At 64.2% G+C, this 15,207-nt stretch carries 11 protein-coding genes; 6 read left to right on the top strand and 5 right to left on the bottom strand.

Features of this window, described 5'->3' with window-relative positions:
* Window positions 1–1,548 carry a DUF1800 domain-containing protein gene (locus ACSQ20_RS04275; protein WP_436017756.1) on the bottom strand — a complete coding sequence of 516 codons (1,548 nt, stop codon included), beginning with the start codon at window positions 1,546–1,548 and terminating at the stop codon, window positions 1–3.
* Between the two features lie 153 nt (window positions 1,549–1,701).
* On the opposite strand from ACSQ20_RS04275, the gene ACSQ20_RS04270 reads away from it, so the two are divergent.
* The 4 genes from ACSQ20_RS04270 to ACSQ20_RS04255 all read left to right on the top strand — a co-directional run bounded on the left by ACSQ20_RS04270 (window position 1,702) and on the right by ACSQ20_RS04255 (window position 6,817).
* Window positions 1,702–2,187, top strand: coding sequence for an aminoacyl-tRNA deacylase (locus ACSQ20_RS04270; protein WP_436017754.1), 486 nt, complete (start codon window positions 1,702–1,704; stop codon window positions 2,185–2,187).
* A gap of 342 nt (window positions 2,188–2,529) precedes the next feature.
* Window positions 2,530–2,745: a DUF3311 domain-containing protein gene (locus ACSQ20_RS04265; RefSeq protein WP_436017752.1), complete on the top strand. Its 216-nt coding sequence runs from the start codon at window positions 2,530–2,532 to the stop codon at window positions 2,743–2,745.
* Complete coding sequence (locus ACSQ20_RS04260) at window positions 2,742–4,214, top strand: sodium:solute symporter family protein (protein WP_436017750.1); 1,473 nt, start codon at window positions 2,742–2,744, stop codon at window positions 4,212–4,214. The genes ACSQ20_RS04265 and ACSQ20_RS04260 overlap by 4 nt, the downstream gene beginning before the upstream one ends.
* Before the next feature lie 62 nt (window positions 4,215–4,276).
* A complete protein-coding gene (locus tag ACSQ20_RS04255) occupies window positions 4,277–6,817 on the top strand; it encodes a PIG-L family deacetylase (protein ID WP_436017748.1) in 2,541 nt (846 codons plus the stop codon).
* Window positions 6,818–6,830: 13 nt separating this feature from the next.
* Here ACSQ20_RS04255 and ACSQ20_RS04250 read toward each other — a convergent pair whose 3' ends face one another.
* A complete protein-coding gene (locus tag ACSQ20_RS04250) occupies window positions 6,831–7,964 on the bottom strand; it encodes a glycosyltransferase family 4 protein (protein WP_436022911.1) in 1,134 nt (377 codons plus the stop codon).
* A 323-nt stretch (window positions 7,965–8,287) separates the two neighbouring features.
* On the opposite strand from ACSQ20_RS04250, the gene ACSQ20_RS04245 reads away from it, so the two are divergent.
* Window positions 8,288–9,076, top strand: a complete 789-nt coding sequence (locus ACSQ20_RS04245; RefSeq protein WP_436017746.1) for a sulfite exporter TauE/SafE family protein — start codon at window positions 8,288–8,290, stop codon at window positions 9,074–9,076.
* A gap of 132 nt (window positions 9,077–9,208) precedes the next feature.
* Here ACSQ20_RS04245 and ACSQ20_RS04240 read toward each other — a convergent pair whose 3' ends face one another.
* The 3 genes from ACSQ20_RS04240 to ACSQ20_RS04230 all read right to left on the bottom strand — a co-directional run bounded on the left by ACSQ20_RS04240 (window position 9,209) and on the right by ACSQ20_RS04230 (window position 13,673).
* On the bottom strand, window positions 9,209–10,960 hold the full coding sequence (locus tag ACSQ20_RS04240; protein WP_436017744.1) for a S10 family peptidase: 1,752 nt from the start codon (window positions 10,958–10,960) through the stop codon (window positions 9,209–9,211).
* A gap of 365 nt (window positions 10,961–11,325) precedes the next feature.
* Window positions 11,326–12,426, bottom strand: a complete 1,101-nt coding sequence (locus ACSQ20_RS04235) for a glycosyltransferase family 4 protein (protein ID WP_436017742.1) — start codon at window positions 12,424–12,426, stop codon at window positions 11,326–11,328.
* On the bottom strand, window positions 12,426–13,673 hold the full coding sequence (locus tag ACSQ20_RS04230) for an oligosaccharide flippase family protein (RefSeq protein WP_436017740.1): 1,248 nt from the start codon (window positions 13,671–13,673) through the stop codon (window positions 12,426–12,428). The genes ACSQ20_RS04235 and ACSQ20_RS04230 overlap by 1 nt, the downstream gene beginning before the upstream one ends.
* A gap of 298 nt (window positions 13,674–13,971) precedes the next feature.
* Here ACSQ20_RS04230 and ACSQ20_RS04225 point away from each other — a divergent pair, with 298 nt between their 5' ends.
* Window positions 13,972–15,177 carry a glycosyltransferase gene (locus tag ACSQ20_RS04225; protein ID WP_436022909.1) on the top strand — a complete coding sequence of 402 codons (1,206 nt, stop codon included), beginning with the start codon at window positions 13,972–13,974 and terminating at the stop codon, window positions 15,175–15,177.
* The last annotated feature ends 30 nt before the right edge of the window (window positions 15,178–15,207 follow it).

Here is a 15,207-nt window from a genome sequence, read left to right as displayed (position 1 = left end):
TTATCTCCGTTGAAATTCGGGCGACACCAATAACAGCGCGAGCGCGGTTGACACGCTATCGGCGTGGGCGACGGCCGTGGCGGTCGGCGGTGTGAGCGCACCGCCGACGAGCATGGGGCCGAACTGGCGCGGGTCGAGGCGATCGCCGACACGTGCGGCAATAGCCTGTGCAAGCTCGACACGCCGCAACAGCGCGTCGGGGGCGGCCCAGCTTGCGGCGACGTCGTCGTAGCCAGCCGGCGAACCGGGCCGCCAGACGGGCTGGCCAAGCTGCGCGAACAGCGGCGCTGCGTGCATGTTCTCGATCCGCGGCACGCCCATACCGCGCCAGGCCGAAATCGCCCACTCCCACGGCGTCTTGAACTTCGCCGCGGCGGGCGACCAGGCGTGCGGCGACGCGATCAGCGCGCGATACACGGTCGGTAGATCGCCACCACTCGTCTGAAAAGCACGAGCAAGCTGCTCGACCAGCGCAGCGTTTGGCGTGTCGGCCGAGAAATGGCGCGCGAGCTTGTAGGCGATGTGATGCGCGGTCGCAGCAGCGTGGCAGAGATCGCGTAAAACGGCACGCGCCTGTGCATCGCCATTCGCGGCGTCAGCACCATCAACCGCGGGATAGCGCCGCCCCATGATCGAACGCTCGCCGGGCTCGTGCCGCGCCGGCCGAAAGATGAAGGTGCCGGGTGGCGCGTGCGCGGCGGCTTCGGTACCCGCCACGCCGCCATGCGGGCCGGCGATGCCCCAGCCCGTCAACGCGCGAGCAAACTCGGTCACGTCATCTTGCGTATAGCCGCTACGCGCGCCGAGCGTGTGCAACTCCATGATTTCGCGAGCGAGATTCTCGTTCAGACCTCGCTTGAGCGCGGCATTGCGTGCGTTGGCACGCACCGCGGCCGGACTGCCGGGGCCGACCGAGACGACCTGGTCCAAGTAGAACTGCATCGCCGGGTGCTGCTCGACGGCGATCAGCATGTCTTCAAAGCGCCCCAGCACATACGGCCGGATGGCTTCGGCTTCGAATGCGCCGGCGAGTACCGCGACTTCCGGCTTCTCGACCGAAATCGCAAAGTGATTGGACCAGAAATGAACCAGCCGCTCGACAAAGGGCGTCGAGGTTGCAAGCGCGCTGTTGACGCGGGCATCGACCGCGCAAAGATAGGTGTCGCGCGCGTCGGCGGCGAGCGCTTTTCTGAGCGCCTGCTTGGCGGTTTGCGGCGCGGGCGGCGTCGCCCCGGGTTTGGCTGCGGGCTGGGTCGCGGGGCTGGCCGAATGCTCGCTGGCGGCGGGCGTCATGCCCGCGCTGGCGACCTGAGCCAGCATTTGCGTCTTTGCAGCCGCGGCCGCTTCCTTACGCGCCTGCGCGAACTGGTCGAGCGCCATTCGCGCGCTGGGCTCGTCGCGCCAGGACGCGGGCCACGGATCGTAGGCATCGAGTTGGCCGAGCACCCACGCCTTGGGCTCGGCGGGCGCGGCGTCGCCCGGGCGCGCCCCGAGCCCGAACCGGTTCAGCGCGACAGCCACGCCGCTCATATGAGACGAGTCGACCATGTTGTTTCCCAATATTCGCCACGTGCCGAGCGCAAACGACCTATTCTAGGAGAACCGCTTGTTGCCACCTGTTACCGCTTGCAACCCGCGCTTGCAACCCCGATCTTGCAACCGCGTTTCAAGCCGGCTCCATCCTACCGAAGGAGGTGCGTCATGCCCATCTCAGCCACGCTGCACGAGTGCCTTCGTATCAAAGACGCCCCCTACGACGTCGTGCACCATGCCTACAGCCATTCGAGCGCCGAAACAGCGGCCGCCGCACACGTGCCGGGCGACCGGCTCGCCAAAACAGTCGTGCTCGAAGACGAGCATGGCTATGTCGCCGCGGTTTTACCTTCCACGCACGCGGTACGCTTGTCAGAACTGTGGGCCAAGACGGGCCGGCATTTGACACTGGCAAAAGAAGCCGACATGCGCGAGCTTTTCAAAGATTGCGACATCGGTGCGCTGCCGCCCGTCGGGACGGCCTACGGCATGCCAACCTATCTCGACGAAAGCCTGGCGATGCAACCCGATGTCTACTTCGAAGCCGGCGATCACGAGGCGCTTGTCCACATGGACAGCAAAGCATTTCTCGCGCTGATGGATAGCGCCGAGCGTGCGCACTTTTCGCATCGGATGCAGGGGCTGGCGATTTAACACCGAGCCTCCCTCAATCCTGCCGTTTTTCGCGACACCGCGAAGTCGCGTACGGGCCCGCGAAAAAAGGACCCGAGCGCGCTCGCGGTGCACTGCGCAAAAACGCGCTCGCCGGTGGGCGAGCCCGAGCATTGCGAGCCGAACGCGAACCGCTCAAGCCCGTCCTGCGGGCATTCAAGGACTGCACCTCCTATTCGCCGCATCGCCGCAATGCAGTTCGCACGAGCGCACCCCTTTTTTTGAAAGCCTTTACGATGCGAAGGAATCGGGCATAGAGTCTTGGCGCAAGTGCGCAGTCCCGTCATATCCGTCATGTAGCCCCCTTCCAGGAGTGACACCATCATGGTTCTTCGGTTGCTCGCCGCGCTGCCGTTCGTCGGCATTTTGCTCGGCGTCCCATTCGTCAATCGTGTCGAGCCGCTCGTGCTCGGCATGCCGCTCGTGTTGGCGTGGATCGTCGCGTGGGTCGTGCTGACCGCCGCCATCATGGCACTCGTCTACCGGCTCGACCCGGCCAACCGAACTGCCGGCCAGCTCGGCGAGGAGCTTCGCCCATGAGCAGCGCACTTCTCATCATTTCCGCCTTCACGCTGCTCGCGCTGGGCCTCGGGCTGCGCGCCCGCCGCGGGCACGACATGAACCTCGAGCAATGGTCGGTCGGCGGGCGCAGCTTCGGCACCGCCTTCGTGTTTCTGTTGATGGCCGGTGAGATCTATACGACGTTCACGTTTCTCGGCGGCAGCGGGTTCGCCTACGGCAAGGGCGCGCCCGTCTATTACATCCTGCCGTACGCCACGCTCGCCTACATCCTTTCGTACTGGCTGCTGCCGCCCATCTGGCGCTATGCGAAAGCCAATCGGCTCGTCTCTCAGCCGCACTTTCTGGCGAGCAAGTATGCGAGCCCGTCGCTGGGCGCAGTCGTAGCCATCGTCGACGTGGTCGCGCTGGTGCCGTATCTCGTGCTGCAGTTCAAAGGGCTCGGCATCATCGTGGCAACGACCTCGTATGGCGCCATTACGCCTACCGCCGCGATCTGGATCGGCGCGATTGTCGTCACGGCTTATGTGACCGTGTCCGGGGTACGCGGTTCAGCTTGGAATTCGGTGACGAAAGACCTGATGATCCTCGGCGTCGTCGTGTTTCTCGGCATCTATTTGCCGATCCATTACTACGGCGGCCTCGCGCCGATGTTTCATGCCATCGACGCCGCCAAGCCCGGCTTTCTGACGTTCCCCGATAAAGGCTCGAGCACCACATGGTTCCAGTCGACCGTGCTGCTCACGGCGCTCGGTTTTTTCATGTGGCCGCATACGTTCGCCTCCGTCTTCACCGCACGCGACGAACGCATCTTCAGGCGCAACGCCGCGGTGCTGCCGATCTATCAGTTGATCCTGCTCTTCGTGTTCTTCGTCGGCTTTGCCGCGACGCTCAAAGTGCCGGGCCTCAAGGGCAGCGATATCGATCTCTCGCTGTTCCGGCTCTCGCTGCAGACGTTCGATCCGTGGTTCGTCGGCGTGATCGGCGCGGCCGGTGTGCTGACGGCGCTGGTGCCGGGTTCGATGATCCTGAACGCCGCCGCCACGTTGATCGCAAACGATATCTATCGCGGCGCGCTGGCGCGCCAAGCCACCGATGCGCAAGTGACACGGCTTGCGCGCGTGCTCGTGCCCGTCATTGCGCTGGTTGCCGTGGGCTTCACGCTGCATGGCGGCGAGACGATCGTCGCGCTGCTGCTGATGGGCTATAGCTTCGTCACGCAGCTGTTCCCGGCTGTACTCGCGAGCCTCGCCGCGCGCCGGTGGGTGACCCGCCAAGGTGCGTTCGCGGGCATCGTCGCCGGCGTGGCCGTGGTGGCCATCACCTCGCTCACGCATGCCAGCATCGGTCAGTGGTTCCCGTTCTTGCCCGGTCCGCTCAAGGACGTGAACATCGGGTTTGTGGCATTGACGCTGAACGTGCTCGTGCTGATCGTCGTGAGCGCGCTCACGCAGCCGCGCTCGGCTGGGCAGCAAGTTCAGTCGCTGTGAGGCGCTAACCGGTAAGCTTCATCCTGGCGGCGGCTGAGCGCCGTCGTCCAGGGAGGCTATGCATGCGAAACGCAACGCGATGGCCGGGCGCATTCGCCCTTTTCTTTTTGTGCCTCGTCGTCAGTTGCGCGGGGACTGCCGTTGCGGCGCCGTCCAGCGTACCTGCCGCCACGGCCGCACCCGTCGCACCCGCCGATTGCAGCAAGGGCACGCTCGTCACCGTCGTCGCCCATCTCGACGACGATCTGCTGTTCGTCAACCCCGGCATCAGTGACCATCTGCGGGCAGGATGGTGCGTCGTCACCGTGCATTTGATCGGCGGTGCGAACAGCTCGGCGTTCGACTATGTGCTCAAGCGCGAGCGCGGCGTACGGCAAGCCTATGCCCGCATGGCCGGCGTGCCCAACGTGTGGGCCGAGACCACGGCGACGATCGCCGGCAAACCGGTGCATCGCATGGTGCTCGCCGCCATGCCGCGCGTGACATTGCTCGAATTGCGGCTGCCGGGTGGGCAGGTGCGCGGCGGACGCGTGCCGCTCGGCCTGTTATGGGACGAAGGCGAGACACTGTCGAGCTACCCGATGCACGCCGACGGCAGCGGTGCGACCCATTACGATCGCACTACCCTGACGGCCACACTCGAGGCCATCCTCGCGCGCGCCACGCACATCTATACGCTGAACCCCGATACGGTCGCATTCCTCGAGCATCCGGATCACATCTACGCCGCGCGCATCACGCGCGCAGCGGCACTCGCGGCGGGCTTGCACGTGCCGCTGCGCTATCACTTCACCTATGTGACGGCCGGCATGCCCGCCAACCTGTCGGCCGAGGCGACGCAAGACAAGCGCGACCAGGTGGCAAGCTACTTCGCCATCGATGGCGGCGATATCGCGCAGGTATTCGGCGAATACGAATGGAACGGCGACTGGGTCGCCCGGCGCTATGCATTCGGAGAACAGCGGGGCGTAGCCGCCACAGCGGCAGCGGCGGGCTCGGCCCCCGCCCTGCCGCTCGTCAATGTGCACACGAGCCGGTGCTTGAGTGCAAACAGCGGGAACGATGAGCCGACCGATCCGCACGCACGCCCCGAAGTACGCCTTGCCGCATGTGACAGCAGCGCCGCGCGCGCATGGCGCTGGCAGCCGTTGCCGTCCTATCCCGGCAATCCGCACAACGCGGCGCTCGTGAGCGCGCTAAGCGGACGATGTGTGGCCGAACGCGCGGGTGCGCTCGTCGAGGAACCCTGCGCGCCCGACGATATCGCGCAGCGCTTCACGCCGTGGGACTTCGGCATCGTTCGTACGCCGCTCGATCATTGTCTCGGTGACGAGGGAGCGGGACGGGAAAGCGCAAGCGATGCAAAGCCGACGCTCGCGGCCTGCCGCTCGCTCACCACGGCCTATCGTTGGACGTCGGCCCCCGCCTCGCCATGGACCGATACACGCACGGCCGGGGCGCTTTACGGCGACGTAACCGGCACGGGTCATCCAAGCGCCGTCTATGTACAGCGACGCACCGATGGTCCCGGCTTCGATATTTGGGTCACCGCGCTCACGCCCGGCACGCATCCTACGCGCTGGTATGCGAGCCCGGTACCGTTCGATGCGAAAGCGATTGCCCCGAGTTGCCACGGCTCAGCGCTTTGCTTCGATAGCACGCGCTTCGTGCTCGGCGACTTCGAGGGCAACGGGCGCACCGACTTGATGGCGATCGCGCCCGACGAAAACGGCGGCACGGCCTTTTGGCGCCTCGCCAGCACCGGACACGCGTTCGCCGCGCCAATCCTGTGGTACCGCAGCGGCCCAACGCTCACGCCCGGCCGCGCGCAACAGTATGTCGCCGCCGACTTCGACGGCGACGGCCGCACTGACGTGGTGGTTGCCGAACGCACGCAAGACGACGCCGGCTTCGATCTCTGGTTGCTGGCGAGCAAGGGCTCGAGCGCCCGTGCACCGGCGCTATGGCGGCAAGCGGCGCCGCTCGTGCCCGCCACCGAATTTTTTGCCGCGCACGTGTTCGACTCCGCGCATCCCGGCCTCATTGCAGTGGAACGCGACGGCGCCACGCTCGCGCTATCGCAACTGCCGAGCTCGGGGCACGGATTCGCACTGCGCTATCGGACCGACATCCTCACAGGAACGAGACCCGCCTTCACCCGCATTGCGGCAGGGCGCGTCGATGCGAGCGGTCTCGACGGGCTCATCCTGCTGCAGGCCCGCGAACCCGACGCCGCGGACCATGCCAACATCGACGTCTCGATGCTTGCCCCGGGCCGCCGCTTCGGCGCCCCCGTGCATATCGGCACGATAGGCGATGTGGCCTGGACCGACGCGCGACCCTCGCTCGTGTCGGCGGACCGAGATGGCAAAGATGGCCGACACGACGATGAACGCGATAAGGCACCCGCGAACCTGGTGCTCTTCGAACGCACCGATGCGCTTCTTGACGACTTTCACTTCACGGGCGGCGCGCCCGCGTTGCGCGCCTATTCGCTGGCGACCGGCAGCCGTACACAACGCCCCACGCTGCGCCCGTTGCCGCCATGGGGTACGCTGCCGGGCCGTTACTCGGAGACGATGCGGCTCGACTTGTTGAAATGACCGTCGTCGGCCCCTACCCGATCACCTCCCGGGCGATGGCGAGATAACGCTCGGCGGTGTCCTCGAGCGTGAGGCCGTCGAGCGGGCGCTGCACGCGCGGCGCGTCGAGCGCCGCGGCGAGCGAGCGGGCGTAGCGCTCGATATCGGAGGTATCGATGAGGCTCACGCCTGGCCACCCTCGCGCAAAGGTAAAGGCGCCAATCGTGTTGGCGACGATCGGAATGCCCGAAGCAAGTGCTTCGAGAAAGCCGATGCTGTGCGCTTCGAACCGCGAAGGCATCGCAAACACGCTCGAGTCGGCGAGAATGTCGGCCACGTTGGCCTGGGGCGGCTTAATGTCGACGTACTCGGCAAGCCCGAGTTCGTCGACCAGCGCACCCAACGCGCGATGGTATTCGGCGTTTTCGACGACGCCGCAGAACAAGAGCCGCGCGTCCGGTTCGAAATCCAGCACGCGCTTGAATGCGCGCAAGGTATCGAGCTGCCCTTTTTCGGCGATGTAGCGCCCGATCTGCACGATGCGTTTCGTGAGGCGCGGCAAGCGGCACGCAGCGTCGGTGTCCGGGTGGGCGCCGTCGCCTTTGCTGTCATGTGGCTTGCCCGCCGGTGCTGTCGTCGCGACGGGCGCTCGATGACGAAAGCGCTCCGCATCGACCCCATTCGGCACGACCATCAGCGACGGATGCCGCCCAATAGCGCTCACGTATTCGTCGACGTTTTTCTGCGAAACACCGATCACCGCCTTCGCGCGCAGCGACAACATGCGCTCGGCGCGCTGCAACCGGTTGTCCTTGAAATCGTCGACCCCGGAATGCATGACCCATACGATCGGCACGCGCAACGGCAATGCGCGAACATAAAGCGCCGGAATGGTGGCGTGCGCGAAAATGACGTCGGGCTTGAAGCGCCGGATCGAACGATAAAGAAACAGCAGCCGGCCCAGTTTTTCGTACTCGCGCGATGGAAAAAAACAGGTCACGCGATGGCTCGCGAGCTCGCCGGCCGCGGGCGCAAAATCCCCATGCGCCGGCAATAGCGAAGCGACACAGACGTGGTGTCCGCGTTGCTGGTGATCGATCGCAATGCCTTTGACCAGCATTTCGGCGCCGGATAGCCTCGGCGCAAGGACCAACTGGAAAATGCGCATGGTGTCCTTGTGGGCGACGAACGTGTCAGCGCGCAACCGCGGGCGCCCACCCGCCGAGCACGCGTGCGCCCCGAACACGCAGCGCGCTTGCGCACCAAAGTAACCCCCGCCCCGGTGGGCGCGCTCGCCATCTTGTAGCACGTTTCGGCCTCGCGCCAAGAAACGTTACTCGGACGCTACGAGCGTCGGCACGCCAGTTTTGCGACAATGGCTGTCTTTTAGGCTACCGGGCCCGCGTCCGAACATCGCGAGCCCGGCCTCATTTCGTTGATTTTTCGTGCCGCTCGTCACCCGATGCGGCCGCCTACAGCACAACACGAACAATGGCCCTGCCCCATATTGATCTGCTGTATTCCGCATCCGGCCTCGCCGTCGGATTTCTGGTCGGCCTGACAGGGGTCGGTGGCGGCTCGTTGATGACGCCGCTGCTCGTGCTGCTATTCGGCGTGCATCCGGCCACGGCCGTGGGCACCGATCTGCTCTACGCGGCCGCGACGAAGGCGACCGGCACGCTCGTGCACGGTCTGAAAGGCTCGGTCGACTGGCGCGTCACGGGCCGGCTCGCGGCAGGCAGCGTGCCCGCTGCCGCGCTGACGCTGTGGCTGCTGCATCGCTACGGCTTGCATTCGCCGGCCGCGACGGCAGTCTTGCAGCGCGTGCTGGGCACCGCACTGCTGATTACCTCGCTCGCGCTCGTGTTCCGCCCGCAATTGATAAAGTTCGCCGCGCGCGTGAGGGGCGTGCCAACGCCCGCTCGCATCACTGCGCTGACGGTCTTGACGGGGGCGGTGCTGGGGGTGCTCGTCTCGCTGACGTCGGTAGGTGCCGGCGCGATCGGGGTGACGGTGCTGTTGCTGCTTTATCCGATGCTGCCGGTTTCGCGCATCGTCGGCTCCGATATCGCGCATGCCGTGCCGCTTGCGCTGATCGCCGGCATGGGGCACTGGCTACTGGGTACCGTCGACTGGATGATGCTGCTTTCGCTGCTGATCGGCTCGCTGCCGGGCATCGCGCTCGGCAGCCATCTGTCGGCACGCTCGCCCGATGCGGTGCTGCGCAACGTGCTGGCCGGCGTGCTGGTGCTGATCGGCGTGCGGCTCGTCATAAGCTGAATGGACGAAACCACCGCAACCAGCACAGCCAACGCAACCAACGCAGCCACCGAACAAGCGGCAACGCTACCGCACGCGCAACTGAATGCGCGGCGGTAGCGCTTTACCTCACAGCTTTACATCAGAGCGAAGTCACTGTTTGACAGTCGCAGGCGGCCGCTGCAAGCGCAACACGCGCATCACTGCAGTGCGATCGGCCATGACACTGTCGTAGAACGCGCCGAGATCGGCCTTCATTGCGGTACGCGACGGGTTATCGAGATAAACCATATGTCCCGACGGGTAATTCTTGATCGCGATATTCGACTGCAGCGACGGGTCGATCGGCATCCCGCCAAGCGTGAGCTCGGTCTGGAAGAAAGGCGTGACCGCGTCGAAGTAGCCGTTGGCCGACAGCACCTTCAAGTCCGGGTTCAGCGTCATCGTGGCCGCGAGGTCGCCAGCCGTATAGAGCGTGTTGCCGCCGCCCTTCGATGCGCCCGTTGGATCGATGTGGCTGAAATCCCAGTTGTTGAAGACTTGGTCGTTCAGATCGGTGAACGCGGAAATCGACGTGTACTTGAGCTGATTGTGCAGGTACTCGTTCCACTCGATCGTATAGACCCCGGCCACGTTCGTGATCGACGGATCATTGCTGCCGGCGTTGGGCAAAATAAACGGCCCGATGCCGGTATTGATCGACGTTGCGCGCCCGTCATACTGCCCAATCGCGATGCCCGGCACGAGCTTGCCGAAGAAGTCGCCGAACGCAGCCGGATTGCCGTAGTCCTGAATCAGCGTGACCGGATCGATGCCGATGTATTGCTGCATTTGCCGTGCAAGCGGCATGGTCATCGCAAGACGCGTGTTGACGAAGCCGCCATCGGCCGGGTTCGGCGGCTCAACGCGCGGCATCAGCGTGGTCGTCGTGAAATTCACCGCTTGCTGGACGTAGGCGGCGAGATCGGTCGGCGTGGGCGTCACGCCAGTCTTCTTGTGATAGAACGCATCCGCTGCCAGTGTCGGGAACAGCCCGATCGCGCTTGCCGCATTGGAATAATCGAGAATCGACGAAAGCAACGTGATGCCGTTGAGCTCGATGCCATCCTCATGCAGCACCCACGCGGTGACCGCGCTGCGCGGCGTGCCGTATGACTCGCCAAACAGGAACTTCGGCGAATTCCACCGGTTAAAGAGCGACAAGTAACGCTGAATGAATCGGTCAATCGATCGCGCATCCTGATCGACGCCCCAGAAGTCCTTGTTCTTCCAAGGCGCAATCGCCGTCGAGTAGCCGGTGCCGACCGGATTGACGAAAACCAGGTCGGTGCGATCGAGCAGGCTGTCCGGGTTATCGAGCAGCTTATAGGGTGCCGGCGGCGTGAAGTTCGGGAACGACGATTGAATCCGCTTCGGGCCGAACGAGCCGAGCAGCAAATAAACCGCCGAGGAACCAGGGCCGCCGTTATAGAGGAACGTCACCGGGCGCGGCTTGCTCGGGTCCGGGTTGTCGAGCGTGTACGACACGTAGAACATCGACGCGTTGGCCTTCGAGGTGCTCGGGTCGATCGTCGTGAGGTGGCCGGCGCGGGCCGTATACGTAACCGTTTTGCCGTTCATCGTCAGCTTGTGATGCGACACGGCCATGCGCTCGTTCGGACTCTTGAGCTGGTCGTTCGGCCCGGCGCCATAGACGGTGTTGTCGTTGAACGGCTCGTCAGGCGGCGGCGCAGTAACGTTCGGCGCCACCGCTGCCACGTTGGCCGCGCCACCCGATGAAGCAGGCGACGAATCGCCCCCACAGCCGGCCAGCAGCAATGCGCAAAGCGTCGCCGTGGCCAGCGGCGCCCATCCGTTTTGTGTGCCCCATATCGAAAATTTTCTGGAGAGCCCTTGTCTCTTCATGATTTGTTATCGCCTTTTCTTAATTCACGATGAATACCACCGCCTGAAACCGGTTTGTTTCCGGCGATTACCCGCATCTTCGATATCAATTCAAATTGACTAGACTCGATATCAAAGTGCATTCTTATCCCTACCGATATCGGTAGGCTTTAATTCTGATCGGATATTCGTCGACAAGTCCGCAAGACGGCTAGGCGCAGCACACCATCCGCCATGCGGCAGATTTATTCGCCCGCTAATGTGGCGTCAAAAAATGAGATAAAAATTCTAAAAAAAATGCCTCATACGAAATGCATAAAATCAAAATGCATGTATGCTCTAATGCGATTGAATTTGCTATTTAGCGAACTTGAATTAAGCGTGGATTACGAAGCCATGTGCTCACGCACCACCTGGTGCGCGATAGCCAGATAGCGTTCGGCCGAGTCTTGCAACGTCAGCCCCGTCAGTTCGCGCGCGACGCGCCTCTCGGTCAATGCCGCGAGCAATGCGCGGGCGTAAGCGTCGATGTCGTTGGTGTCGACCAATTGGACGCCCGGAAACGTTTGCGCGAAACGAAACGGCTCGATGGTGCTCGCGACCATCGGAATACCGGACGCCAGCGCTTCAAGAAACGCGATGCTGTGCCCCTCAGAATGCGAGGGCATCGCGAAAACGCTCGCTTCGCCGAGCAGCCGCGACACGTCGGGACGCGGGCCTTCAACCTCGACCGACTCGGTCAGTCCGAGTTCGGCAACAAGGTCGATGACGGCTGCGTGATAAGCCCGATCCTCGATGACACCGCACAGCGCGAGGCGCGCCTCGCGCACCTCACGGAGCACCTGTGCAAACGCACGAACCGTCTGAAGCTGATTTTTCACCGCGGTGTATCGCCCGATCTGCAAGATCTGCGGCGCACGCGCATGCGCATTTGCGGCGGCGGTGCCGTTGGCCCCGGACGCATCCGGCACATCGTGAAAGCGTGCCGGGTCCACCCCGTTTGGAATGACGATCATCAACGGATGGCGGCCCACCGTCGCGATATAGTCGTCGACGTTGGTGCGCGACACGCCCACCACGGCGCGGGCGCGCGTCGAGAGAATGCGCTCCACGCGTCGGAACAGCTGTCGCTCGAAGTCGTTCGTGGCCGAGTGCATGATGTAGACGATCGGGGCGGCGATCGGCAACGCACGCACGTAGAACGCCGGGATCGTGGCATGCGCGAAGATGACGTCCGGGCGCATCGTTCGGATCACCTGATACAGGTGCCAGAGCTTGCCTGCCATACCGTAACGCTTGAGCGGAAAACGGCACCGCACGTCGTGTTGCACGAGCGTCAGGCGCAATGTGTCGAAATCGGGATGCTCGGGCAGCAGCGCTGTGACGCACACGTCGTTGCCCCCGCAGCGCTGATGCACGGCGAGGTCTTTCGCGAGCACTTCGGCGCCCGACAGACGCGGCGCGAGCACGAGATGAAGAATCCGCATCAACGAACCCTCACCGTTCGATAGAGCATCCATACCACTGCGGTGGCGAGCCCGCTCGTCATGCCCCATGCAATGCCGGTGACCCCCCAGTAATGCGTGGCGGCCGGCACGACCAAAAACAGGACGGCCACTTGCATCGCGGACGCTTGCGCCGCCGCGCGCGCATCACCGACTGCACGCAAATACGAAACGAGCACGGCAATCAATGCACCGAGCGCCATGTTCACGACAAAGATGCGAAAGAGCGGCACGGCCGGCATCCATTGCGGACCGAGCACGAGCGAAAACAGCGGCGCTGCGAGCCAGCGCAGCAACAACACAATCAATGCCAGAGCGCAACCTGCCAATAACAGATAGCGCTCGAACAGCCGCGCGGCCCGCGCCGCATCGCTGCGGTGATGCGCGGCAAACGTCGGAAACAAATACTGCGACATCGCGATGGCCGCATCGGCGAGCAGCATCTGCGCCAAGCGCGACGACATCTGGTAGGCGCCCAGTTGTGCCGGCCCGAGCATCTTGCCGACGACGATCTTGTCGAACTGGTTGAGCACGAGATTGACGATGCTGCTCGCCCAAATCCAGCGCGAGAACGCGACGTAGTGCCCAATGCCGTGCCAACGCAGTGCGAGCGGCGGGCGCGGGCGCATCGTGGCCCATGTCAGCGTGCTTTTGAGCCCCTCGCCGAAGGCCATGCCGATCAGCACCGAATACGCACCGGCACCCGAGAGGGCCAGCACGAGCCCGATCGCGCAGTCGGCAAATGCCGCGGCAATCTCGACCACGGCGATGTGCTGAAAACGCCGCTCGCGCTGCACCACGAAATACGCTGGCGAAGCGACGCCGCGAATCAGCGGCAACACGGCCGCAAGCTGCAACAGCAGTAGCGCGTCGTGCAGATGAAACTGCGTGGCCATCACCGGCGCGAGCACGACGAGCAGCAGCGCGACGAGCGCGCCGCGCGCCACGAGCGTCGTCCAGACCGCGCCGAGTTGCGCGCGGCTCGGCGCCTCGTGTCCCTGGATCACGGCCTGCGCGAGCCCCGTATCGGAAAGCGACTCGGCAATAGCTACCGCGAGCAGCGCCACGCTGACGCTGCCGATCGCCGTCGGCCCCAGAATGCGGCCGATCGCTAAAAACTTGACGGCCACGAGCCCGCGCACGACGACCTGCTGCAACAGCACCCAGGTCGCGGCACTCGTACCGAAGCCGGCGCGCATCGACAGCGCGGCCAACCTGCTTGATCTCACTGCCCTGCCCCACGATGCGCTCACGTTGGCCAAACCTGCGTCATTGAACAATATGGATGAACAAAGTACCTGCTCGACGGGTGCAAGGCGCGCCATCTAGTAGGCCGTCTACGCCAGACGAAATTGAGCGCCTGTCTTTTTCCGCCATCGCGTTGAGCAAAATTGGCGGCTCACGTGCGGCGCGCGGTGCTAGTGTTCTCGAAGTCGGCACAGCACCGGTCGCGGAAATCCGCAAGCGCAGACGATGACAAACACAATTCCCACCCCCGACGCACACACCGTTCCCGAACCCCTTGCGATGGCAACGCCCGACGCATCGGCGCGTGCGGGCGTGCGCAAGAGCGTGCTGATCATCGAGCCCAATTTCACCGGGCATCGATGGCGCTACGCGCAATGGGCCGCGGAGGCCTATACCGAAGCGGGCTATCCGTGCCTGATCGTCACCGAGTCTCGCAACGAGGATCATCGGCTCGCGCGCAAAATCGCGGGCGCAGCACGCAGCGATCTCGAGATCGCCTTCGTCGATCCGCCGGAACCCTCACGAGGCGGGCTCGACCGCATCGCCTATCTCCGCCACCACCACTACTTTCGCTACGCCTACGGGCTCGTTGCACCGTTTCAGCCCGTTGCCCTCGTCGTCGTGCCCTACGTCGATTATTTTCTGTACGCGCTGCCGTTTCTCGGTTCGCCGTTCGGCACGACGCCGTGGCTCGGCATTACGATGCGCTCGTCGTTCCATCATCGAAAAGTCGGTGTGAAGGCACCAGATCGGCGTCTGGCCAACGCGATCAAATCGAGCTTGTTCCGCCTGGCCGTGCGCACCAAGGGTATGCGTGCACTGCTGTCGATCGACCCGACATTGCCCGAATGGAGCGCACAGGCGCTCGGACAACGTGCCACAGCCGTGCGTTATCTGGCCGACCCGTTTCCCGACACGCGTGCCGACGAGCCCGCAACGGCCCGCGCGCGCCTCGGCTTGTCGGCGGGCCGCCACTTGCTCGTCTATGGGTCCATCACCGACCGCAAAGGCATACGCGAGCTCGTCGCCGCACTCGCGCAGATGAACGACGCGCCGACGCTTGTCGTCGCCGGCGAGCAGGACGGCGACACGCGCGAATTCCTGCACACGCATGCGGCGCGCCTTTCGCCAACGCCCGTGGTGCTCGACCACTTCATCACGAACGAGATGGAACTCGATCTCTTTTCAGCAAGCGATGTCGTCTGGCTCGGCTACAAGGGGCATTACGGCATGAGCGGCGTGCTGGTGCAGGCCTATCGGTTCGGCAAGCCCGTCATTGCGACGGCCGACGGCTTGATCGGCTGGTTCTGTCGTGGAGGAGGCTTGGGGCCGGTCATCGACGATCTCGAGCCGGCATCGATCATCGGTGCCGTCAACGCGGTCTTCGCGCGCAACCGCACAGAAGGCGTGGCCGCGCACGGGCAATTGCTCGAACGCAACACACTCGAGCAATTCAAGCGCACGCTCCAAGAAGCGATGGGTTGAACCGGGCGCCGCCATCATCCTGCAACACCT

This window comes from Trinickia sp. LjRoot230, from assembly GCF_964253315.1.
Taxonomy (GTDB): Bacteria; Pseudomonadota; Gammaproteobacteria; order Burkholderiales; family Burkholderiaceae; genus Trinickia.
This window is presented reverse-complemented; position numbering and strand designations above follow the sequence as displayed.

Bases quoted from the DNA above. Each gene is read 5' to 3' on its own strand.
- ACSQ20_RS04235 (WP_436017742.1), bottom strand. From the start codon at position 12,426: ATGCGGATTCTTCATCTCGTGCTCGCGCCGCGTCTGTCGGGCGCCGAA.
- ACSQ20_RS04245 (WP_436017746.1), top strand. From the start codon at position 8,288: ATGGCCCTGCCCCATATTGATCTGCTGTATTCCGCATCCGGCCTCGCC.
- ACSQ20_RS04270 (WP_436017754.1), top strand. From the start codon at position 1,702: ATGCCCATCTCAGCCACGCTGCACGAGTGCCTTCGTATCAAAGACGCC.
- ACSQ20_RS04240 (WP_436017744.1), bottom strand. From the start codon at position 10,960: ATGAAGAGACAAGGGCTCTCCAGAAAATTTTCGATATGGGGCACACAA.
- ACSQ20_RS04265 (WP_436017752.1), top strand. From the start codon at position 2,530: ATGGTTCTTCGGTTGCTCGCCGCGCTGCCGTTCGTCGGCATTTTGCTC.
- ACSQ20_RS04255 (WP_436017748.1), top strand. From the start codon at position 4,277: ATGCGAAACGCAACGCGATGGCCGGGCGCATTCGCCCTTTTCTTTTTG.
- ACSQ20_RS04275 (WP_436017756.1), bottom strand. From the start codon at position 1,548: ATGGTCGACTCGTCTCATATGAGCGGCGTGGCTGTCGCGCTGAACCGG.
- ACSQ20_RS04260 (WP_436017750.1), top strand. From the start codon at position 2,742: ATGAGCAGCGCACTTCTCATCATTTCCGCCTTCACGCTGCTCGCGCTG.
- ACSQ20_RS04225 (WP_436022909.1), top strand. From the start codon at position 13,972: ATGGCAACGCCCGACGCATCGGCGCGTGCGGGCGTGCGCAAGAGCGTG.
- ACSQ20_RS04250 (WP_436022911.1), bottom strand. From the start codon at position 7,964: ATGCGCATTTTCCAGTTGGTCCTTGCGCCGAGGCTATCCGGCGCCGAA.